At 42.2% G+C, this 23135-nt stretch carries 22 protein-coding genes and 1 pseudogene; 16 read left to right on the top strand and 7 right to left on the bottom strand.

The window, feature by feature from the left end; genetic code table 11:
- Positions 1-730: pseudogene (locus WKF69_RS03900) on the top strand (hypothetical protein); the annotation flags it as partial.
- On the opposite strand, the gene WKF69_RS03895 reads toward WKF69_RS03900, so the two are convergent.
- Together WKF69_RS03895 and nadB are read right to left on the bottom strand one after the other, a co-directional pair.
- A complete protein-coding gene (locus WKF69_RS03895) occupies positions 717-1232 on the bottom strand; it encodes a gamma carbonic anhydrase family protein (RefSeq protein ID WP_340379622.1) in 516 nt (171 codons plus the stop codon). The pseudogene WKF69_RS03900 and the gene WKF69_RS03895 overlap by 14 nt on opposite strands.
- A gap of 9 nt (positions 1233-1241) precedes the next feature.
- Complete coding sequence (nadB, locus tag WKF69_RS03890; RefSeq protein ID WP_340379620.1) at positions 1242-2831, bottom strand: L-aspartate oxidase; 1590 nt, start codon at positions 2829-2831, stop codon at positions 1242-1244.
- A gap of 408 nt (positions 2832-3239) precedes the next feature.
- On the opposite strand from nadB, the gene nadA reads away from it, so the two are divergent.
- The 4 genes from nadA to thiL all read left to right on the top strand — a co-directional run bounded on the left by nadA (position 3240) and on the right by thiL (position 7292).
- Entirely contained in the window at positions 3240-4232 is a 993-nt protein-coding gene (nadA, locus tag WKF69_RS03885) for a quinolinate synthase NadA (RefSeq protein WP_340379618.1), read from the top strand.
- The gene (locus WKF69_RS03880; RefSeq protein WP_340379616.1) at positions 4232-5479 is read left to right on the top strand and encodes a dicarboxylate/amino acid:cation symporter; all 1248 of its coding nucleotides are present in this window, start codon (positions 4232-4234) and stop codon (positions 5477-5479) included. Before nadA ends, WKF69_RS03880 begins: the two co-directional genes overlap by 1 nt.
- 62 nt (positions 5480-5541) lie before the next feature.
- Positions 5542-6186 carry a L,D-transpeptidase family protein gene (locus WKF69_RS03875; protein WP_340379614.1) on the top strand — a complete coding sequence of 215 codons (645 nt, stop codon included), beginning with the start codon at positions 5542-5544 and terminating at the stop codon, positions 6184-6186.
- Between the two features lie 56 nt (positions 6187-6242).
- The gene (gene thiL / locus WKF69_RS03870; RefSeq protein WP_340379612.1) at positions 6243-7292 is read left to right on the top strand and encodes a thiamine-phosphate kinase; all 1050 of its coding nucleotides are present in this window, start codon (positions 6243-6245) and stop codon (positions 7290-7292) included.
- Positions 7293-7498: 206 nt separating this feature from the next.
- Here the strand turns inward: thiL and rmuC are convergent, their stop codons facing one another.
- On the bottom strand, positions 7499-8830 hold the full coding sequence (gene rmuC / locus WKF69_RS03865) for a DNA recombination protein RmuC (protein ID WP_340379605.1): 1332 nt from the start codon (positions 8828-8830) through the stop codon (positions 7499-7501).
- 41 nt (positions 8831-8871) lie between these two features.
- Positions 8872-10008: an FAD-binding oxidoreductase gene (locus WKF69_RS03860; RefSeq protein WP_340379604.1), complete on the bottom strand. Its 1137-nt coding sequence runs from the start codon at positions 10006-10008 to the stop codon at positions 8872-8874.
- Positions 10009-10084: 76 nt separating this feature from the next.
- Here WKF69_RS03860 and WKF69_RS03855 point away from each other — a divergent pair, with 76 nt between their 5' ends.
- Positions 10085-10771, top strand: a complete 687-nt coding sequence (locus WKF69_RS03855) for a zinc metallopeptidase (protein WP_340379602.1) — start codon at positions 10085-10087, stop codon at positions 10769-10771.
- A gap of 121 nt (positions 10772-10892) precedes the next feature.
- Positions 10893-11975 (top strand): hypothetical protein, encoded by a 1083-nt coding sequence (locus tag WKF69_RS03850; RefSeq protein ID WP_340379600.1) that lies wholly within the window; start codon positions 10893-10895, stop codon positions 11973-11975.
- Between the two features lie 15 nt (positions 11976-11990).
- Here the strand turns inward: WKF69_RS03850 and apaG are convergent, their stop codons facing one another.
- Positions 11991-12377 (bottom strand): Co2+/Mg2+ efflux protein ApaG, encoded by a 387-nt coding sequence (gene apaG / locus WKF69_RS03845; protein ID WP_340379599.1) that lies wholly within the window; start codon positions 12375-12377, stop codon positions 11991-11993.
- 45 nt (positions 12378-12422) lie between these two features.
- Positions 12423-13415, bottom strand: coding sequence for a tRNA dihydrouridine synthase DusB (dusB, locus tag WKF69_RS03840; RefSeq protein WP_340379597.1), 993 nt, complete (start codon positions 13413-13415; stop codon positions 12423-12425).
- A gap of 62 nt (positions 13416-13477) precedes the next feature.
- On the opposite strand from dusB, the gene WKF69_RS03835 reads away from it, so the two are divergent.
- Genes WKF69_RS03835 through WKF69_RS03820 form a run of 4 tightly spaced genes read left to right on the top strand, consistent with a single transcriptional unit; the run spans position 13478 to position 16544 of the window.
- The gene (locus tag WKF69_RS03835; protein ID WP_340379595.1) at positions 13478-14419 is read left to right on the top strand and encodes a CPBP family intramembrane glutamic endopeptidase; all 942 of its coding nucleotides are present in this window, start codon (positions 13478-13480) and stop codon (positions 14417-14419) included.
- Positions 14400-14603: a DUF2007 domain-containing protein gene (locus WKF69_RS03830; RefSeq protein ID WP_340379593.1), complete on the top strand. Its 204-nt coding sequence runs from the start codon at positions 14400-14402 to the stop codon at positions 14601-14603. Before WKF69_RS03835 ends, WKF69_RS03830 begins: the two co-directional genes overlap by 20 nt.
- Positions 14603-15409 (top strand): phosphatidate cytidylyltransferase, encoded by an 807-nt coding sequence (locus WKF69_RS03825; protein WP_340379591.1) that lies wholly within the window; start codon positions 14603-14605, stop codon positions 15407-15409. The genes WKF69_RS03830 and WKF69_RS03825 overlap by 1 nt, the downstream gene beginning before the upstream one ends.
- 58 nt (positions 15410-15467) lie before the next feature.
- Positions 15468-16544 (top strand): energy transducer TonB, encoded by a 1077-nt coding sequence (locus WKF69_RS03820; protein ID WP_340379589.1) that lies wholly within the window; start codon positions 15468-15470, stop codon positions 16542-16544.
- Here WKF69_RS03820 and mfd read toward each other — a convergent pair.
- Complete coding sequence (mfd, locus tag WKF69_RS03815; protein WP_340379587.1) at positions 16534-19893, bottom strand: transcription-repair coupling factor; 3360 nt, start codon at positions 19891-19893, stop codon at positions 16534-16536. The two genes, WKF69_RS03820 and mfd, sit on opposite strands and share 11 nt — an antisense overlap.
- A gap of 230 nt (positions 19894-20123) precedes the next feature.
- Here mfd and WKF69_RS03810 point away from each other — a divergent pair, with 230 nt between their 5' ends.
- From WKF69_RS03810 to WKF69_RS03790, 5 genes are read left to right on the top strand one after another with little or no spacing between them, the layout of a single operon-like run.
- Positions 20124-20540, top strand: a complete 417-nt coding sequence (locus WKF69_RS03810; protein ID WP_340379585.1) for a DUF4199 family protein — start codon at positions 20124-20126, stop codon at positions 20538-20540.
- Positions 20540-20860 (top strand): DUF2752 domain-containing protein, encoded by a 321-nt coding sequence (locus WKF69_RS03805; RefSeq protein WP_340379583.1) that lies wholly within the window; start codon positions 20540-20542, stop codon positions 20858-20860. Before WKF69_RS03810 ends, WKF69_RS03805 begins: the two co-directional genes overlap by 1 nt.
- Complete coding sequence (locus WKF69_RS03800) at positions 20838-21197, top strand: TM2 domain-containing protein (RefSeq protein ID WP_340379582.1); 360 nt, start codon at positions 20838-20840, stop codon at positions 21195-21197. The genes WKF69_RS03805 and WKF69_RS03800 overlap by 23 nt, the downstream gene beginning before the upstream one ends.
- The gene (locus tag WKF69_RS03795; RefSeq protein WP_340379581.1) at positions 21194-22291 is read left to right on the top strand and encodes a Nif3-like dinuclear metal center hexameric protein; all 1098 of its coding nucleotides are present in this window, start codon (positions 21194-21196) and stop codon (positions 22289-22291) included. Before WKF69_RS03800 ends, WKF69_RS03795 begins: the two co-directional genes overlap by 4 nt.
- A complete protein-coding gene (locus tag WKF69_RS03790; RefSeq protein WP_340379580.1) occupies positions 22291-23037 on the top strand; it encodes a C4-type zinc ribbon domain-containing protein in 747 nt (248 codons plus the stop codon). Before WKF69_RS03795 ends, WKF69_RS03790 begins: the two co-directional genes overlap by 1 nt.
- Positions 23038-23135 lie beyond the last annotated feature (98 nt).

Here is a 23135-nt window from a genome sequence, read left to right as displayed (position 1 = left end):
CTGGCTTCCGGATCTTACATTTGATTCCATCAAGGTTTCGGTATCTGATTCCGGAACACCTCTCGACACAATAACCCTTCGCCGAAATAAGAGAGACACGTACAACCGGGTTGTGCTGGTCACTGACAATATAGCGGGTCCAAAATTACGGCCCAGATCGGATGTGGTGCTGCGGATGTCATCACCCATAGCATCAGCTCAAGAGTCAAATATCAGCTTACTCGAGGATTCCGTAGTGGTTAAATTCCAGCTCATAAAACCCGCTGCCTCTAGCCGAACATATAATCTTAAATATCCATGGAAGTTAAAGAAGGAATATATCCTGAGGTTTAACGAAAATGCCTTTACGGATATTTATGGAAATAAATCTAAGCTCTACATCAAACGATTTAATCTCGATACTGAAGATAACTATGGCAATATTTCCATAAAGGTGACTGTCCCCGACACATTAGGAAGCTATATAGTTCAATGGATGGGAGAAAAAGAGTTGATATATCGACAGGATGTTATCACTAAAAATACAACCCTCAATTATCTTACCTACCCAACATCAAAATACAGTGTAAGGGTTATTTACGATTCGAATAAAAATGGAATTTGGGATACCGGAAATGTATTTACAAAGCAGCAACCGGAAAAAACGTGGACCTTCGATAAAATAATATCCCTCCGGCCAAACTGGGATCTCGAAGAGGTTATGGTAATTCCAAAACCTAGCCCTGAGTAAACCAGCCCGAGTACATAATGTAATTCTCGGGAAGCTTCTTCAACATTTGTTTCTGCTCATCGGTAAGTGGCTTTATCTTCCTGGCGGGGATACCAGCGTAAAGAAAGCCCGATTCACAAATGGTATTCTCAAGAACTATAGCGCCTGCGCCGATGATGCAAAACTCTTCAACCACAGCATTATCCATAACAATTGCACCCATGCCGATAAGCACATGATCCTCCAGCCTGCAACCATGAACGAGCGCATTATGTCCGATCGATACACTATTGCCAATGTCTGTCCCAGCCTTTAAATACGTACAATGGATTACAGCACCATCCTGGATATTCGTATTGTTGCCGATTTTGACATAGTTTACGTCGCCGCGAATGACGGCATTAAACCACACCGAACAATTATCTCCCATTACTACATCGCCAACTAACGTAGCGTTCTCAGCAATGAAACATTTTTCCCCCATACTGGGATAAACATTCTTAACGGGAAGTATAACTGGCATAATTAAGATCTACAAAACTGTGTCATGCGGCTCCTGGGCATGTGGCTTATAATCAGTAGTATAGTGAAGCCCCCTGCTTTCCTTCCGCAGCATAGCGGACTTAATCACGAGGTAAGCATTTTGAATAATATTTCTTAACTCACACAACTGAACAGAAAGGGTAGTCTTTTTGTAAAAGCTTTCTGTTTCCTCATGCAGAAGCCCCAACCTCCTAAGCGCGCGATCAAGCCTGAAATCAGATCGAACGATCCCAACATAGTCGCTCATGACTTTCTGTGTTTCACGTAAATTGTGGGTCACCAGAATGTCCTCATTAGACAATCTTGTATCGGTTTCATCCCATTCAGGAATGTTGCCCGGAATCTCATTATTTTCGAAATGTTTGATAGCATCCTCATAGATCCGGTGAGCGAACACCGGGGCTTCTAAAAGAGAGTTTGACGCTAACCTGTTCGCACCGTGGAGACCCGTAGATGAGCATTCTCCGCAAGCATATAGCCTGTGAATGGAAGATCTCCCACATTCATCAACCAGTATACCTCCGCACATATAATGAGCGGCGGGAGTTACCGGGACCATGTCCTTTGTCATGTCCAACCCTATACTTAAACACTTTGCATAAATGTTAGGGAAATGGGAAAGTATATCAGCTTTATTCCTGTGCCTGATATCCAGATATACAAAATCGTCGCCTGATTTTTTCATCTCCGCATCTATTGCTCTCGCAACGATATCACGGGGTGCCAGAGAGCCTCTCTCATCGTAGTTTTGCATAAACTCCTCACCACTTTTGGTTTTCAACACGCCTCCGAAACCTCTGACAGCCTCAGATATTAAAAAGGATGGATACTCACCTGGATTATATAAAGCTGTCGGATGAAACTGAATAAACTCCATGTTCCGAACCTTTCCTTTCGCCCTGTATACCATTGCAATGCCATCGCCTGTGGCAATAACCGGATTAGTTGTTGTAGAATATATATGGCCGGCGCCGCCTGACGCCATAAGGGTAACTCTTGACAAAAACTTCTCTACCTTCCCAGAAGCTGTATCTAATGCATAGATGCCATAGCACTGAATATCCTCGGAACGTTTATCAACAAAATCACCCATATGGTGCTGCGTTATAAGTTCAACCGCAAAGTAATGAGTTAATATCTCAATGTTTGGATCCTTATGTATCTTTTCAAGCAGAGCGCGTTCAATCTCAAATCCGGTAATATCCTTATAATGTAATACACGGCTTTCGGAGTGACCGCCTTCTTTAGCAAGATCGAAAATTCCTTGCTGTGTCTTGTCAAAACTAGTACCATACTTAATAATTTCTTCAATTCTCGCAGGTCCTTCCGTAACTACGATCTCAACAATATGTTTATCGCACAAGCCATCTCCTGCAATAAGGGTGTCTTCTATATGTTTATCAAACGAATCCTCTTCCTTATCAACAACTACTGCCACACCACCCTGAGCATACTTAGTGTTCGACTCATCTTCATTAGCCTTGGTAACTATAAGAACCTTACCATATTTGGCAGCCTTCAGGGCAAAACTAAGCCCGGCAATCCCTGATCCTATAACAAGGAAATCAACATTTTTCATTTATTAAATATTAAATAAAGTGCTTAATACTACATATTGTTAACAACCGCATCAAAGATGTTAATTTAGTGGTAATTATGGTTGACTATTTTATAAACAGACTAATAAGTAAAGCGTTTGATCTGATTTTACCTTATTTTTGATTTATTTTTGAGACTAATAACCAAAGTATTCCACTTTTTACTAATAGCAAAAACTGCACATATAATGTTTTAAAAAAAGATTAGGATAAATAAACTATTTAGTAATGAGATAGATAGCTATCAGATAATGTGGAAATATTGTTTATAATTAATCAAAAACAATAATTTCACCAAAATGTATAAATACTTTCTAACATAACCAACACCCTAATAAACAATAGTATTTATTTTAAATATTAAATTGTATTTATTGAATAGTTGATAAATGAATACCTTAGAAGAACTAAATATAAAAGGTTTTATTGATGAGCCAATTGATCCGGCGCTGGATCTTTTTGAGGAAATAGACCGATTAAAAAAAGAGAAGAATGCCGTTATCCTGGCTCATTATTACCAGGAACCGGATATTCAGGATATAGCCGACTACATCGGTGATAGCCTGGGTTTATCACAGGAAGCAGCAAAAACAGATGCTGAAATTATTGTATTTGCAGGAGTTCATTTTATGGCCGAAACAGCCAAAATATTATCTCCTGAGAAAAAAGTTTTACTGCCAGATTTAAAAGCAGGTTGTTCTTTATCAGATAGTTGTCCTCCAAAGCTATTTGCAAAATTTAAAGAGAAATATCCGGATCATCTGGTTATAACTTATGTAAATTGTACTGCAGAGTTGAAAGCTTTGAGTGATATTGTTTGTACTTCTTCCAATGCCGTACAGATAGTTGAAAGCCTGCCTAAAGAACAGAGGATAATTTTTGGACCTGATCGAAATTTAGGTGCATGGGTGGCTAAAAAAACCGGCAGAGATCTGGTGTTATGGAATGGTGCATGCATGGTGCATGAAATTTTCTCTCAGCAACGGATAATGAAGCTAAAATCACGGCATCCGGAGGCGAAGTTTATAGCACATCCGGAGTGTGAGGAAGTTGTTTTGCAAATGGCCGATTACATAGGATCAACCACAGGATTATTAAAATACACAATTAATGATCCCGCAAAGGAATTTATAGTAGCGACGGAAAGTGGAATAATACACCAAATGGAAAAGGCGAATCCCGGAAAAATATTTATCCCGGCGCCGCCAAATAACGCTTGTGCTTGCAATGACTGTCCGCATATGAAAAGAAATACCTTGGAAAAGCTTTACCTGTGTCTTAAAAATGGACTACCAGAAGTAACTGTTCCGATGGATGTAATTATTAAGGCTAAAAAACCAATAGAACGTATGCTTGAAATATCTGCTAAACTCGGCTTGTAATGATATTTAAGCGATCGTATTTTTTGAATAATTACAGCAGTATAATTTTATTGCTGATTGGAATTATTTCCGGAACTATTTTAGGTTTATTATTAGGTAAGCAGGTTGAAGTATTAAAACCCATAGGGGATATTTTCTTAAACCTGCTCTTTACAGCTGTTATTCCGCTTATATTTTTCGCTATATCTTCTTCGATTGCGAACATCGACCGAACAAAAAAAATGGGCAAGGTTATGGTCATTATGTTCGCCGTTTTTGTTGGCACGGTACTAATATCAGCGATTCTTACAGTGCTTGCCGTATGGATGTTCCCGCTCCCTCAGAATATTGAAACAGTTGCCACAGTAACTGAGCAAATAAAACCGCAAAGCTTTGGGGACCAGGCTGCCAGTTTGTTAACAGTTAATGAATTTTACGAACTTTTATCCCGTAAGAGCATGCTGGCATTCATTATATTTTCATTCCTTGTGGGTTTTGCAGCGTCGCGTTCAGGAGAAGCTGGAGAGCCGTTTAAAAAGTTTCTTACGGGTGGAGATGAGGTGATGAAGCAATTGCTGATGCTCATTATGAAGCTTGCGCCAATAGGCTTGGGTGCATATTTTGCCTATCAAATAGGGGTATTTGGACCACAGTTGTTTGGAACCTATGCCCACTCTATGGCAATTTATTACGGGCTTTGCACATTGTATTTTATAGTGTTTTTCAGCCTTTATGCCTTTATTGCCGCCGGAATTCCCGGTGTTAATATCTACTGGAAAAATAATATTATCCCGTCTTTTACCGCATTAAGTACTTGCAGCAGTGTTGCCACAATTCCTGCAAATCTAGCAGCGGTAAAAGCGATGAAGGTGCCGGATCATATCGCGAACCTCGCCATTCCTCTGGGTGCACCCCTTCATAAAGACGGGTCGAGCATATCATCAATTGTTAAAATTGCGGCTGTTTTCGCAATCATGGGCAGGGATTTTACAGACCCGTATACAATCCTGGTTGCCCTTGGAATTACAATAATAGTAAGCACTGTAGAAGGCGGGATACCAAATGGAGGTTATATAGGAGAGATCCTCGTGATGACAGTTTATGATTTTCCTGTGGAGATGCTACCGGTTGTTATGATCATTGGAACGCTCGTCGACCCGATGGCCACATTGTTAAATGCATGCGGCGATACGGTCTGCGCCATGATGGTTACCCGCTTTACGGAAGGAAAGAACTGGCTTAAAAAAGCTAGTGCCGCAGCAGCATGAGATTTTTGCCCCTCATATTATTTACACTTCTTTTTGATCAAACCCCGGGTATTCATCAGCGTATGAAAACCTCTCAGCTCGTCGTGGTAACAACCACTGGCTGGAATAAGATCGACGGTAAAATGACCAGCTACCAGTGGAAAAACAATAAATGGGAAGCGGTTTTAAAAGATATTCCAATCGTTACCGGCAGAAGCGGATTAGCCTGGGGCCGGGGCCTGCACGATAATTTTTTAAACAAAGGCAAGCTCAAGAAGGAAGGTGACGGAAACGCACCCGCGGGAATTTTTTATTTAACGGGCTTATTCGGATACCAGGATATCTCATCTAAGATGAATTCGCTAAAAGTTGATCAAAGGACGTTTTGCGTGGATGATGTTAAATCAGCGTATTACAATCAGATTGTTAAGTCGGATACAATCAAAAAGGACTGGAGTTCTGCAGAAACTATGCGTATGAAAAGCGATGTATATAAATACGGAATCTTTGTTGACTATAATGTTAAGCCAGCAACACCCGGCGAAGGATCTTGTATTTTTATGCATATCTGGAGTAAAAGCACGGCACCAACTGCCGGCTGCACAGCTATGACTGAAGCTAACATATTAAAGCTGATCAGTTTTCTCGATAAATCTAAAAATCCGGTACTGGTTCAGGTTCCTCAATCTGAATATCATAAAATGAAGCTGCTGTATAAATTGCCCTAGGCCCCGATAGCTCTTCCTTTAAATTTTAGCACCTTTGTATTTTAGTAAGGATTATCATGTTTGAAAATAAGGGAATTACAGAGATTGGGCAATTAGGCGAGTTCGGCCTTATTGATCATCTGACGAAAAACTTCGAAATAAGGAATAAATCATCTGTCAAAGGGATAGGCGACGATGCAGCAGTATTGAATTTTGAAGGCAAAAAGGCGCTAATTTCAACCGATCTTTTGCTGGAAGGTATTCACTTCGATCTGGCGTACACCCCGCTAAAGCATCTGGGATATAAAGCAGTTCAGGCCAACCTTAGCGATATTTATGCAATGAACGGTACGGCGACACAAGTGACCGTATCTATTGGACTATCAAGCAAGTTTCCACTGGAAGCCGTTGAAGAGTTATATCAGGGCATCAGCGTAGCCTGTGAAAAATATGAAGTGGATCTTGTTGGCGGCGATACTACTGCATCAAAACAAGGACTTGTTATTAGTGTAACCAGTATTGGATATGCTGATGAAAAGGATATCTGTTATCGGAATGGGGCAAACGAGGGTGATCTGATATGTGTTTCGGGCGATTTAGGCGGAGCTTATATCGGCCTGCAGCTGCTGGAGAGGGAGAAAGGTATTTTCCTGGATAATCCGAATATTCAGCCAGATCTTGAAGGAAAAGATTATATCGTTGAACGTCAACTTAAACCAGAATCCCGTAAGGATATCGTAGAAGCTTTAAAATCAATGAAGATTAAACCGACTTCAATGATAGATGTATCAGACGGCCTGGCATCCGAGATCCTTCACATCTGTAAGCAATCTGACAAGGGCTGTAACTTATACGAGGAGAAAATCCCTATTGATCCAATGACTTACGATACCGCCCGTGATTTTGGTATTGATCCTACTGTTTGTGCTTTGAACGGGGGTGAGGATTATGAGCTGCTATTCACAATTAAGCAGTCGGATTTTGAAAAGATTAAAAATAACCCCGATATTTCTATCATCGGCCATATAACTGAGGCTTCTGCCGGATGCAACCTCATTTCTAAATCGGAGAAAGTACACCCTATAAAGGCTCAGGGCTGGAATTCATTAAAACATTCCGCAGAGTAAGCTAAAATATAAAGTCGTGAAATATCAAATCATAAGCGCTTTTATTCTCGCTGCACTATCTACGTTGGCGATAGCGCAAAAGAAAGATATGACGGCTCCCAAGCCGGTTTATCCCCTTCCAACCGTACAAGGATCACGGTGAGGTTGCGGTGGTTATTCTGAGATGTTACTAAGGATCGCCTCACCTTAAGCAGGAGATGTTTCCCCTATTCATCCTCCCCAATTATCTGTTGATCCAATTGCTTACTCGTTTTGGCGCCAAGTTTCTTAATTTTTTCGGCAGTGATCGACAGATTACCGCGGCCGCTTGATAATTTGTTCACCGCCCGGTCATAGGCATCCTGGCTTTGTTTTATGTTTTTTCCGATACTGTCCATATCGCCGATGAAGCCGACGAATTTGTCATACATCTCGCCGCTTAAACGGGCTATTTCCATGACATTACGGTTCTGCCTTTCCTGTTTCCACATGCTTGCTATCGTGCGCAGTGTGGCCAGCAAGGTCGAAGGACTTACAATAACCACCCGTTTGTCCCAGGCATAGTTAAACAATTCCGCATCCTTTTGTACCGCTATGCTGAAGCAGGATTCAATTGGGATGAAAAGCATGACGAAATCGGGTGAGTTGATCTTATACAGCTCGCTGTAATTTTTTGATGAAAGATCGTTTACATGACTTCTGATAGATGCGATGTGCTGACGAAGGAACAGCTCGGTCTCTTCATCATTTTCACAGTTTACCAGGCGCTCATAAGCGATCAATGAGACCTTTGCATCAATAATGAGGTGTTTATCATCTGGCAGGTCAATAACCACATCCGGCTGAAACCGGACACCCTCACCAGTCTGGAGGCTAGCCTGAATACGGTACTCCTGATCCTTAACAAGGCCTGACCGCTCAAGTACCCTTTCCAGGATAATCTCTCCCCAGTTGCCCTGTTTCTTGTTATCTCCCTTCAATGCTTTGGTGAGATTTTGGGTTTCAAGGCTCATCAGATTAGATTGCTCAATGAGCTGGCCGATGTGGCCTTTTAAAACATTGCGTTCATCAGATTCTGCCTTGTAAACCCGCTCAACTTTTTCTTCAAAGGCCTTGATATTTTCTTTAAGCGGATTTAACAGGATGTCAAGATTGGCGCGGTTCTGTTCGGTGAACTTATTTGTCTTTTCCTCCAGGATCCGTGAAGCTATCAGCTCAAAGTCCTTGTTGAATTTCTCCTGATTGTTTTTTATCTCCGATTTTTGCTCTTCAATTTTCTCCTGTTGGGCTTTAAAATAAGATCGCGAACTTTCCAGCGACTGCATCGCATCAGATAGTTTCTCTCTTTCCAAAATCAGCTGCGACTTTAGATACTCCACTTCTGTCTTTAGATATTCCGCACGTTCCTCAGCTTTTGCACGGCCTATCTTTAATTCATCATTATCGGCTTTTATCCCGGCCAGCTCTCCCGGTATCCCCGATCTGCCCGAATTCTTTGAGAAAAAGAACAGGATGATCATCAAAATAAGCGCCGCTCCAAGAATAATAGAAATATCCATTGCTAAAAATTTTATCAAAAATACAAATTTTGGATGCGGAATTACAGAGCTACAAGCTCGCCAACTTGCTCACCAAGAAGGCTGCCCATTGAAATCCCCATCCCGCTGCAGCGGACAGCACAATATAATCCGGCGCGAATCTCTTTTACTACGGGACTCAGCTCCGGACCAAAACCCATTACGCCACTCCAGCGATGTTCAATCATAGGATTTTGTCCCGGGAGAATAGTGTCTCTGAGAAGATTTTCGAGTGCTGTTTGAATCACATCTGTAACTCCTGGCTCGCTGGTTTGCTCCACATCGTAATTGAGGTTACGAAACCCCCCAAGCAATATGCGGTTGTCAATATTTCGGAAATAGGTATAGCCCCGGTTATAATGAAAGGCACCTTTTACTTTCAAATTATCGATTGGCGCCGTAACTAATACCTGACCCCTGCCTGGAACGACATCGAGTTCTGGAAGCAGCTCTTTTGCAAAAGCATTTGTGGCTATTATAACCGATTTAGCATCGAAATCTCCATGATTCGTTTTCACGGTATGACGCACACCTTCGTTCTCGACACTATCGACCCGGCATGAGTTAAAGATCTGTACCCCAATACCAGCAACTTTAGCGATAAGGGAGCTCATCATCTTACCCGTATCGATCTGGCCTTCGTACCTGTTTTCAATCAGCTGCGTTATTCCGGAAAAGCCAAACTCTGCTATTTTAGCATTAGACACTGCATAAATGTCATGCTTTCCAACAATAGGTTGTATGAGCTTGTTCAGGTGATCTATCTCTTCAATACAATCTTGGGCAAAGGTTTCTTCCGACTCTTTAAAGATCTCATATCCGCCGTACTGTTTGAAACTAATGGAAGCATCACCCAAATTTCTGCGGAGTTTCAAAAGGCCTTTCCAACGCATCTCAACTAGTTGCAGAAAGTTGTCTTCACCACCGGAATTTATCTCATCAAGTGCCTCAGAAATGCTTCCAAAGCATGCGAAACCGGCATTTTTGGTACTGGCGCCCGATGGGAGGAAGTCTGCTTCAAGGATACAGATGCGAAGCGCCGGGCTTTTTGTTTTTAAATGGAGCGCGGCACTCAGGCCAACGATGCCACTGCCAATTATGATCACATCAAAACCAGTGAGAAATGATTCCTTCTCCCAGTATGAAAAATTATGCCCCATGTATGTTAAAGGTAAATTATTTGTGATTAATTTTATTCGGAATAGTTATTGAATATACTTTACAAAAAACAAGATTATGGGACTTATATTAATGATTGTTATTGCTGTGATCAGCTTTGGAGTTCAATGGAGATTCAAAAGCAAGTTTAAGCAATACTCCGAAATGCCCCTTGGATCGGGCATGAGCGGAAAAGATATAGCAGAAAAAATGCTCAACGACAATGGGATCTCCAATGTAAAGGTGATCTCTGTCGAGGGCCAGTTAACAGACCACTACAATCCGGCGGACCGGACTGTAAATCTTAGCCCCGAAGTTTATCACGGGCGGAGTGTTGCGGCAGCTGCGGTTGCTGCTCACGAATGCGGCCACGCGGTTCAGCACGCTACGGCTTATAACTGGCTGAAGTTTAGATCGGCTGTAGTTCCGGCGGTTAATGTTGCTTCGAAAATCACTCAATGGACCTTAATGATTGGTGTTATGCTCCTTATTTTTTCAGGTAATATCATGGTTCTCGCAATTGGTGTAGCCGCACTGGCTTTTGTAACTCTATTTGCTTTCATTACGCTTCCGGTTGAATTTGACGCAAGTAACAGGGCGTTAGCGTGGCTGCAGAGTAACAGAGGCATTATGCAGACGACTCTCGAGCATGATCAGGCAAAAGATGCACTTTGGTGGGCGGCAATGACCTATGTAGTTGCAGCTCTTGGTTCACTTGCAACCCTGGTTTATTACGCAAGTATGTTGGTAGGCAGAAGAGACTAATATCTGCTCAGAACAAATAATATAAGACAATTAAGCCAGGCCAACAACCTGGCTTTTTTATTTTATTAAAAACCAGGCTCTGGGTAGTTTGTTAGGCAGATGTACCTATTAATTCGTGAGTATGAGCAGAAAACCCAGTTTATTAAAGCCAGCGATCAGGTATGAAAATAATCCGATCGTTACCAGCGCCCAAGTAAACAAGATATGGGCCGAGCCTCAGTTGCAAACTATAACAGTCCATAATGCAGGTATTACGGAATATGGCGGGGAAGTCCTGATGCTTTTCAGGTCGCATTTGAGGAGCGGAATTTCGGTGCTTGGTATCGCGCGAAGTAAGAACGGCCTTGACAACTGGCGGATAGATCTGAAGCCGGCCCTGGTTCCGTGCTCAAGGGTGGATAAGTTTGCTCAGGGAGCAGCTGTTGATGAATTAATAGAGAATGAGCAGGGCGGCCTGGAAGATGGCCGGATAACGAAGATCGACGATACGTATTTAATCACCTATAGCGCATATCATGCCTCGATAGCCCATCGGGTCCGGGTTTCGTTGATTAGTACAAAAGACTTTAAAACTTTTTTAAGGCATGGGCCCCTTCTTCAGACAGACATGAGGAACGTCGTTATCTTTCCGGAAAAAATAAAGGGTAAATATTACGGGCTTTTTAGGCCTAACGATCACACGAAGCAACATGTTGGAGGCATCTTTAAACAAATCCAAATCGGGTCTATTGACAACTGGGAAAGGTCAGTCTGGGAAATCAGAAAAGAGCCGGTTATGCTGCAAAGTGACGGCCCTGGCAGTTTTTCCGATAAGATCGGCCCTGGCGCTCCGCCAATAAAGACAAAACATGGATGGATCAATATCTTTCACGGTGTAAGAAGTACGATGGATGGAAACCCTTATGTTCTTGGTGTGGCGCTGCATCAATTGGATGATCCAGCGCAGGTAAAAGTTTCAAATATTCCCATTCTGTTTCCCTCAAAATCGGATTGCAAAGTTCCGGACGATGCGTATGTCCATGTCCCAAACGTTGTATTCTGCTGCGGTGCTATCCGTAGGGAAAATGGGGAGATATATATCTATTACGGAGGAAATGATACGGTTATGAACGTGGCAGTCTCACATGAAGATATTCTGGCAGAGCTTTGCGAAAAGTACGGACAAAACCCAACCACGGGTCTCCCTTTGTATAAAATCCTGTAATATGAAGAAGCGGTGTTAATTAAGCTTGTAAGGTGCTACAAGATAGAATTCAGGAATGTTGACGCTGAACTTCGCCCCGTCGACTATCCTTTCCATTTCGTAGGATCCCTTCATGCTGCCCATGTCAGTCTTGAGATTGCACCCGGAAACATACTCATGATTATCGCCTGGTTCGATGACAGGCTGCTGGCCAACGACACCCTCCCCGTCCACTTCGCGCTTTGTTCCGTTTGAATCAAAAATATACCAGTGGCGGTTAAGCAGCTGCACACTGTTTTCGGTGAGATTTTCAATATTAACCCGATAAGCAAACATGAAATGCTCATTAGCCGGGTTTGAATATTCAGGCTGGTAAATAGTTTCTACCGATATTTTAACGCCATCAGTAATTTTGGTTACCATATTAAAAGAGTTTTGATAAGGGCAATATAAAAATAAACCCAATAATTAGGCCATTTCTATTTGGAAACGTTCGTTTATTTCTTCGAGCGTTGAGTGAATATCAGGAATGCTTTCCAGGGACACTAATTTCATCCGGTACTCTTTGAAATCTGGTATTCCTTTGAAGTAATTAGAATAATGGCGTCTCATCTCAAAAATGCCTGTTTTTTCGCCTTTCCAGAGAATAGATTTTTCGAAGTGTGTCCGGCAGACTTCCACTCTTTCTGATATGGTTGGTTCCGGCAGATACTCCCCGGTTTTGAAGAAGTGTTTTATTTCGCGGAATATCCAGGGGTACCCAATGGCAGCTCTGCCTATCATGATACCATCTATTTCATATTCCATTCGCCAGTCGGCAGCTTTCTCAATAGAATTCACATCACCATTGCCGAAAATTGGGATCTTGATCCTTGGGTTTCTTTTTATCTCGCGAATGAGCGACCAGTCAGCCTCTCCTTTGTACATCTGCGCCCTTGTACGGCCGTGAATAGTAAGAGCCTGGATGCCAACATCCTGTAAGCGTTCGGCCACTTCGTAAACGTTTTTAGTATTATCGTCCCAGCCGAGTCTGGTTTTAACGGTCACCGGAAGATGGGTAGATTCAACAACAGCCTTAGTCATTAGCACCATTCTGTCGATATCCTGCAGAAGGCTTGCACCAGCACCACGGCATGCTACGTTTTTAACCGGGCAGCCGTAATTTATGTCAATAAGGTCTGGACGAGCAGCTGATGCAATTTTAGTTGCTTCGCGCATTGATTCAATCTCACTTCCAAATATCTGGATCCCAATAGGACGCTCGTATTCGAAAATATCAAGCTTCGCTACGCTTTTAGCGGCATCCCGGATCAAGCCTTCAGAGGAAATAAACTCGGTGTACATCATATCCACCCCATTCTGTTTACAAACAAAACGGAAGGGCGGATCGCTAACATCCTCCATGGGAGCCAGCAAAAGCGGGAACTCACCTAAATCTATATTTCCAATCTTAACAGACATTAACTATCTTTCAGCCTTTGTAATCAGCGTTTAAAACGCAAAATTACAAATAATTAACCAGTATGCTAAAACCCGCGTCAACACAGCGTCATCCTTTTCTCTCGTTGCTTTTACTTGTGCTGCTCATGTTTGCAGGAGCTTTAGTGTTTACGATCCTTGCCTTTATCGCTGTAATAGCTATTTATGGGATGAAAGAAATGCTCAATGCTTCGACCGGTGCGGCGTCCTCTATTGAGATTATCAAACTTCTTCAGCTGTTCATTTCTACGGGTATGTTTGTCGTACCAGCGCTATTTTTTGCAAGGCTTGAGAGTAAGAATTGGACGGATTATTTGCAGTTCAGAGGCTTTCCATATATACTTATAATACTTGCGGTGCTGATCATGCTTACTTCCGGCCCCATGCTGGAGCTTAGCGCCCAGATTAACAAAAGTATGAAACTACCAGGTTTCTTAAAAGGCATTGAACTGTGGATGCTTAATAAGGAACTGGAGATGGCTGAAATGACGAAGCAGTTGTTGAAAATGAATTCTCCCGGAGTATTACTATTCAATATTTTAATGCTTGCAATAATCCCGGCAATAGGTGAAGAATTAATTTTCCGGGGGTGTCTTCAAAAGATCTTTGGGAAGTGGACGGACAATAAGCATGTTGCTATATGGCTAACAGCAATAATCTTTAGCGCAATACATATACAGTTCTATGGATTTCTTCCGCGGATGTTATTAGGTGCACTTTTTGGATACCTCCTGGTCTGGAGTGGCACTATCTGGATCCCCATTTTGGCTCACTTCATGAACAATGCGGTAGCTATTATAACAGCTTATGTTTACCAGAGACAGGGTATTTCCTTAGATAAACTTGATCAGCCCGATCCTGTAGCTTTTTATGTTTATATAATTAGCTCTCTGGCCTGCAGTGCATTACTGTGGACTTTTTATAGCACTTCCTTGAAATATGGTGTAAGTTTATATAAACGAACGGATGGAAGCAGGCTGGATTAAAATTTATACCTCGGCAGATTTTTTTAAGTCGGAGCTTGTGAGGCAGGTTTTAATAGACAATGAAATTGAGGCGATAATAATGAATAAACAGGGCTTTCCATACCGCCTGGGTGAAGTTGAGGTTTATATCCATGAAGCCAATTTTCAAAAGGCGCTTGAAATAATTATTAAAAACGAGCTTTAATGAAGACCAGGGCTGTAACGGGATTTTTCTTTGTAGGTGTAATGCTTGCCTCGGTGCTTCTTGGCGCGTACGCATTCACACTGTTTTTTTTAATATTAAGTACGCTTTGCACGGAAGAATTTTACAAGCTGGTAACTACAGAGGAAGTAAAACCACAGAAGCGCTGGGGGCTCGCACTCGTGATCAGTATCTATCTGCCGCTCAGCATGTATCTTTTCCAGGGCGAACCGTTAATCAACATGCTTATTTGTGTTCCGGTAACCATCATGATCATCGTCGCAGAGCTTTACAGAAAGCATTCAAATCCATTTCACAACATTTCTTATACCATTTTCGGAGTGCTTTTTTCAGCTGTACCTTTTTGCTTTTTTTATGCTACGGCCTTTGTAGATGGCTCTTATTCGTTCCATTATCCGCTGGCTTTTCTGATTCTGTTATGGTCCAGCGATACGGGTGCATATCTTTTTGGGGTTAACCTTGGTAAACATAAGTTGTTCGAGCGGCATTCGCCAAAAAAATCATGGGAAGGTTTTGCCGGCGGAATGTTTACGAGCCTGGTTGCAGCTTTCATTATTTCTATTTATTTTGATGAGCTTTCCCTGATTCAATGGATCGGCATGGCGATTATCATTATGACAGCCGGAACACTTGGCGATCTATCCGAATCTATGCTTAAAAGAAGTTTGTCTACCAAAGATTCGGGTTCTTTACTTCCCGGGCATGGTGGATTATTGGATCGTTTTGATGGATTATTACTAGCCGCACCTCTCGTATTTGTATATTTGCAATTCGTACAAACCTTCTGATCGAAATAACGTAGCATGACAGGAGGGTTCATAATCGAATTTTTCAGACCAAATCTGTATGATGAAAAAACCGGTTGATTCCCAACAGGAAAGTATTGAAGGAGATATCAAAAAAGATAAATCGCTGCTGTATATGGGTATTGGTTTGGGTGTTATCATCCTTGTTATGGGATATCTCACCTTGTTCGTTGATAATCTAAACGGACTCTTTTCTAAGAAACAGGAAGTTGTAACTGTTATTGATGATGACAATTCGGATGCTCTAAACGAAAATGCAAGTATGACCGACACGGAGGTCAGAACTTCCCTCATAAAATTTATTGAAGCATTCTATACTGATCAGCGACGAGGCTATTTTGATCCGCCAAGTTATTTTTCGCCGATTACACAAACCTATTTTAACTATCATAATCTCACATATAAGCGTTTAAAGGATCTGTATTATAAACGGAGCAGCGAAATGAAGAACCTGAATCTTCAGTGGATAGTTTCTTCATTAGATTATGATCGAAGCGGTGCCGACTTAATAGCAACATATTGGGCGAGGGTGAATTATGTAAAGAGCTCCGTGAACAAAGAGGAGACTGCTGACGTAAAGTACGAGATGGTCATTAATGAAGAAGGAAAGATTAGCTCCCTACGGGAAGTGGAAATTAAAAACCTCGTTTCCTTTGATCTTGGTCTTCAGGATAGCGTGGTCGGTGAAGAAACTGGATGGGAACCGGAACCTGTTGATGCTGCGGAGAAACCATTAACCCCTGCCACTTCGACACCGGCAGAAACCGTGACTCCCGACTCCCGTTACGAAGGAAAGCTATATGATTTGGGCAGTGTTGAGACAGCCCCGGAATTTCAGGGCGGATCAAGGGGTCTTGGCAAATTTTTGGGTTCGGCTATACGATATCCGGCTAAAGCCCGCGAGAGTAAAACCCAGGGCAAGGTTTACATTGGATTTGTTGTTGAAAAAAACGGATCCCTTACGGACTTTAAAATTATTAAGGGAATTGGCAACGGCTGCGATGAAGAAGCAATACGAGTGTTGAAACTATCTCCCGCATGGAAGCCTGGAATGGCGGAGGGTAAGCCTGTAAGAACGTCTTATGTTCAGCCAATCACCTACCAGATTAATGAGTAACCGGTTCCGATAGGGCAATTTCCTGCAGCATTTCAATAGCCATGTCCAAAGTGCCAACATGGTCAATAGCTAATCGCAATGAGCTTTTAACCTCTTTCAGATTGCAGATCCGGGGATGTGCCTGAACAAATTGTAAAACGCGGCCAAACTGTTCGGTTTCGTAATAAGCAGATTGCTGGTTGCTTATAAAATAACCCCGCAGCACTCCTTTCTTAAAGGTTATCTTTTCAAACCCGATCATTTTTCCGAACCACTGTAAGCGCCAGGTATTTATCAGCTCATCCACTTGCTGAGGCACCGGGCCAAAACGATCGACGAGCTTTTGCCTGAATTCATCTAAAGCTGTCTCACTCTCAATGTTTGAAAGCTCAGTATACAGGTTATAACGCTCTGCAATGTTGGTCACATATTCATCAGGGATCATTACTTCGAGATCCGTATCGACATGTGTGAAGGAAATGAATGGCCTTGGCTTTTCTTCAGTGAAAAGATTTTTAAATTCATCATCCTTTAATTCCTGGATCGCTTCGTCCAGTATCTTATGATACATCTCAAAACCTATTTCAGCTATGAATCCGCTTTGTTCAGCTCCAAGCAAGTTCCCGCTTCCGCGGATATCCAGGTCCCGCATCGCCACATTAAAGCCGCTGCCAAGGTCGGAGAACTCTTCTATCGCGCTAAGCCGCTTTCGTGCTTCATTGGTCAGGGTAGATAAGGGCGGGCTTAACAAATAACAGAAAGCCTTTTTATTTGAGCGTCCCACGCGACCCCGCATTTGATGCAGATCGCTCAGACCAAACATGTGGGCATGGTTGATCAGGATAGTATTTGCGTTGGCAATGTCGAGACCGGCTTCGATGATGGTAGTAGCAACAAGAACATCGTACTCACCAGAAACAAATTTAAGCATGACGTCTTCAAGGGCATCGCCCTCAAGCTGCCCATGAGCAATACCAATTCGTGCTTTCGGAACAAGCGTGTTTATTAGGCCCCCTAGCTGCATTAGATCCTGAACCCTGTTATGAATGAAGAAGATCTGGCCGCCGCGGTCAATTTCGTACTCCACCGACTCTTTAATAAGCTTTTCATTGAACACATGCAATTCCGTAACAACAGGCTGCCTGTTAGGCGGAGGAGTACTAATAATGCTTAAATCCCGGGCGCCCATTAAAGAGAAGTGAAGCGTTCGCGGGATTGGGGTGGCGGTCAGTGTCAGCGTATCTACATTAGCCCGGAACTGTTTGAGTTTTTCTTTGACACCAACACCAAACTTTTGTTCTTCATCAATGATCAACAAGCCCAGATCCTTGAACTTAACATCCTTGCTGACGATGCGATGTGTGCCGATTATAATATCAACTTTTCCGTCAGCAAGTTTTTGAAGCGTTTCTTTGATCTGCCTGGCAGATTTAAAGCGATTGATATAATCAATGTTGCATGGAAAATCAGCTAAACGCGATGTGAAAGTTTTAAAGTGCTGTAAAGCAAGTATTGTTGTTGGAACGAGAATGGCAACCTGCTTGCTATCGGCAACAGCTTTAAACGCAGCCCGGATAGCTATCTCCGTTTTCCCAAAACCCACATCACCGCATACAAGCCTGTCCATAGGATGCGGAGATTCCATATCCTTTTTAACATCGGCTGTCGCTTTTACCTGGTCCGGAGTATCCTCATAAATAAAAGAAGCTTCAAGCTCCGTCTGCAGGTAGGTGTCAGGCAAAAACGCCGTTCCTGTTTGCGCTTTTCTTATCGCGTAAAGCTTGATCAGGTCCCGGGCTATGTCTTTAACTTTTTTTTTAGTGGTTTTTTTTAATTTATCCCATACATCCGTGCCGAGCTTATTCATTTTTGGGATGGTCCCATCCTTTCCGGAATATTTAGAGATCCGGTTGAGGGAGTTGATGTTCACATAAAGAAGATCGTTATCAGCATAAACCAGCCGGATCATTTCCTGGGAACGCCCGTTGACGTCAACTTTCTCAAGGCCGGCGTACTTTCCGATACCGTGATCGATATGGGTGATATAATCTCCGGGTTTTAATTCGCGAAGTTCTTTAAGCGTGATCGCCTGCGAGCGCGTATATCCTTTTTTTAGTTTGTACTTGTAGTACCTGTCGAAGATCTGGTGATCGGTATAGCAGGCGAGCTTTTGCCCAAGGTCTATAAAGCCCTCCCTGAGTGAGAGATGCACCGGCTTAAACTTCACAGAAGGATCTATATCCTCGAAAATACTGTAAAGCCGTTCAATCTGTTTTGACGAGTCCGTGAAGATCAGGTTTTCCAAACCGGCTTTTTCGTTCTCTTTGAAGTTGTGGATAAGAAGGCTAAAATCCTTATTGAAGGATGGCTGCGGCTTAATGTCAAGCGATATTGTGGAAGTCGGCTCATAAAAAAACTGCTTCCCAAACTCTACTATTGCAAAATCCCGAAGCTGATCTGCCAGCAATTTTTCATCTGTGAAATTAAACTTAGGATCTATCCACTGAGGATTCTGGTTTTTATCTTCAGCCGATAGAGCCTTCCAGAACTCCACCGCTTTTTTGAAACCGGTTCTTACCACGTCCAGCGTAAACTGAACATCCTTAAACCAAACCAGGGTATCTTTCTCTATATATTCTAGGAGTGAAATATTATGTTCGGTGAGGAATTTTGACTGGACGTTTGGAACGATAGTAATACTTTTAACCTGCTCAACAGAAAGCTGATCTTCAATCTCGAAAGTCCGGATACTTTCGATGAAATCGCCGAAGAATTCCACGCGATACGGGAGATCATGTGAGAATGAAAATATATCAACGATTCCCCCGCGAACGGAAAACTGACCGGGCTCATAAACAAAATCGACACGATTGAAATCATACTCTACCAGAAACTCGTTTATAAAATCAATGCTCAGCTTATTTCCAGTTGCGATCTCCAGCGTATTTTTTTCAAGTGCATCGCGATCTATTACCTTTTCTGCTAAGGCTTCGGGATAGGTAACTATTATTTTCCCAAACTCACTTAAGTGAATAAGCTCGTTCAAAACCTCAGCTCGCTGCAGCACATTACTGCTGTCCACTTGCGTGAATTCAAATGATTTGCGAAAAGATGAGGGAAAAAGCAGGATCTCTTTTTCAAGAAGATTTTCAAGATCGCTTAGAAAATATGCTGCTTCTTCACGCTCTGGAAGCACAAAAATCATGTGCCTATGCTGCAGGAAGTACAAGGCTGTCGCCAGCACCGAATCGCTTGATCCGATGAGACCTCTAAGATGAACCCGCTGATTTCCGCCGGCTTTAAGGGCTTCTGCCATACTGGCTACACGGGGATCCGCCTTATACTGATTTAAAATATCCCGGATAGTCACACGCTGAATTTCGAACGCAAATATACGAGTAAACTAAATAAAACGGCGGATCAGGTTAATTCCCCGGCATTATTTACTTTACGTTTCTATTAAATAAACTATATTTAATAGAATTTCATTGTTCTTTAAAGTTAAAAAATAATTTGAGAGAGCGGGGTTGTCCAAAACAGTTGTAAGATTTTGGTGTTAGATATGCAGTTAAACATATATTAATCTAAATACACGACGCAATGGGAAATGCAGCAAAATACGGTATAATTATAGGCGTTCTAAGCGGTATCTGGATCCTGATCATGCACTTCGCCGGGGTTTATGCAAAAGACGCAGCGACAGAAACCAGTAATATGGAATGGATGGAATGGGCATCTATGTTAATCCCGGCCATCGGGCTTTATCTTGGTATTAAAAGCTATCGCGATCATATCTCGGGGGGAAAGATGGAGTTCTTCGAGGGACTTTTTGAAGGCTTTAAAATTATAATCATCGGTGGTGTGATAGCAGCATTCTTCGCGATTGTCTATGTGCAATTGAATATTAGTGTAATGAACACTGATTACATGTACAGAATCAGCGCAGCCGTACTTATCGGTATTCTTTTCAATCTGGCGATTTCGCTGATATTAATGAATAAACAAAAACATTTGTAATGCTTAGAAAATGGCCCTTAGAACTTATTATTTGGTCTGGAGCCATTTTAATGCTTAGTATTTCATACCCCAGAACTTTAAACCATTTTACTTTTTGCCCGATTGAAAATCTTGGATTTTCCTGGTGCCCCGGATGCGGACTGGGGCGGTCAATTAGTTATTTCCTTCATGGTGAATTCAAGCTATCTCTTCAGCACCATTGGTTTGGTATTCCCGCCCTTTGCATTCTAATTTTCCGGATAGTGCAATTATTTAAAAAATTCGCTTTAAATTTAATGAGCACAAATAAATTCTATTATGGAAAAAGATCTGCTCATTAACCTAAGTGGCATGAACCCGGAGGAATACTCATACCTTCAACAGGTGATGACCGGTATGGATGAACGTCAGGCTCAAAACTTTGTCATGTTTTATTCCGGAAAGCGTAAGAGCCCCCAGGACATTTTGCTATTTACAATAGTGGGTTTCCTGGGTATTGCTGGTATCCAGCGTTTTGTTGTTGGGCAGATGGGAATGGGAATCCTCTATATCTTAACTATGGGCCTGTGTTTCATAGGAACTATAGTAGATGTTATAAATCATAAATCTATTGCCACAGACTATAACCAAAAGGCTGCTTATGAAAGTTTGCAGATGGTTAAGATGATGGCGGCGTGAAACTCCGGGAACTCACCACCTTTCTCGAAACAATTGCCCCTCTTGCATATCAGGAGGATTATGATAATTCAGGCCTGATAGTGGGTGACCCTGGCAAAGAAATTAATGGCGTCCTTATTTCATTAGATTGCACAGAGGCAGTTGTTGACGAAGCAATAGCCGACGGATTAAACCTGATCATTTCACATCATCCTATTGTTTTCCGCGGCTTGAAGAAGTTCAATGGAAAAAATTATGTGGAGCGGGTGGTGATGAAAGCTATTAAGAATGATATTGCTTTGTATGCGATCCACACAAACTTTGATAATGTTCTCGTCGGAGTAAACAGGAAGATTTGTGATAAGCTCGGAGTGAAGGATCCTGCCATCTTGAAACCCAAAGAAGGCTCTCTAAAGAAACTGGTTACTTTCTGCCCTGAAACCGATGCTGAAAAAGTACGCAAAGCCATGTTTGACGCTGGGGCGGGATGGATCGGGAATTATTCAGAGTGCAGTTATAACACCAAAGGCTTGGGAACATTTAAAGCAGGCGAAGGAACAGATCCGCATGTTGGGGAGATTGACAAGCGGCATCAGGAACCGGAAGTCAGGATAGAAACGATTTACCCGGCAAACATCGAGCGCCGGCTTATTGCTGGGTTAGTCGAGGCACATCCGTACGAAGAGGTGTCTTATGATCTTTATCCAGTAAGCAATCCCTATCTGCAGGTGGGATCTGGAATGATAGGAAACCTTGAGACAGACCAGGACGAAGCTGATTTTTTGAAACATGTCAAAGAGCAGCTTAATGCTAAAGTAATCAGACACTCTGCCCTTCGGGGAAAAAAGATTCGAAGAGTTGCAGTTTGCGGCGGTGCTGGCAGCTTTCTTTTGAGCAACTCGATAAGTGCCGGTGCTGATATTTTTATCACAGCAGATTTCAAATATCACGAGTTTTTTGATGTAGAAGGAAAACTCGTCATTGCGGATGTCGGACATTTTGAAAGTGAGCAGTTTACGCAGGAATTATTGTTGGAATTAATTACAGAAAATTTTCCTAACTTTGCACTCCGTTTAACAGTACAAAATACAAACCCCATAAATTATTTGATTTAATGGAACAAACAGTAGAAGAGAAATTAAAGACCCTATTCGAACTTCAAACCCTTCATACCCAAATCGACAAGATTCGTCAAACACGTGGCGAGCTTCCGATGGAAGTTGCTGATCTTGAAGATGAAGTTGCTGGTTTAGAGACCCGGATACAAAAGATAAAAGCGGAGCTTGATGAACTTGAGGATTCAATTGTAACCCGCAAGAACATGATCAAGGAAGCGCTTGCTGCAACCAAGAAATATGAAGTTCAGCTCGGTGATGTTAAGAATAACCGTGAGTATGATGCGATTTCAAAAGAAATTGAAATCCAGGGCTTAGAGGTTCAGGTGTCTGAGAAGAAGATCAAGGAGCACACATTTGAGATCCAGAATAAGACTGAAGTTTACGAAAAAGCTTTAGCCAATATCACAGAACGAAAAAAGGATCTTGAGGTCAAGAAAGCTGAATTAGATACGATCACAGCTGAGACTGAAAAAGAAGAAGTAAGCATTATTCATAAAGCTGATGATGCTGAGAAACATATTGAAGAACGCTTGTTAATTGCCTACAACCGTCTGCGTAACAACGCAAAGAACGGCCTGGCAGTTGTAACTATTCAGCGTGATTCCTGCTCAGGTTGTTTCAACCAGATTCCGCCACAAAGACAATTAGATATCCGTCAACGCAAGAGAATTATCGTTTGCGAGCATTGCGGAAGGATAATCGTTGATGAGGGTTTTGCTTTGGAAGAAGCTCCAAGCGCATAAGATAAAATTTAATGTAATTAAGGCGATCAGAATTCTAATCGCTTTTTTTTTGCCTGCTTGGGCCGGTTTAGTAAGGGTGGTCTGTAAAGCTTTGGATC

This window comes from Daejeonella sp. (assembly GCF_037719425.1).
Taxonomy (GTDB): domain Bacteria; phylum Bacteroidota; class Bacteroidia; order Sphingobacteriales; family Sphingobacteriaceae; genus Daejeonella.
This window is presented reverse-complemented; position numbering and strand designations above follow the sequence as displayed.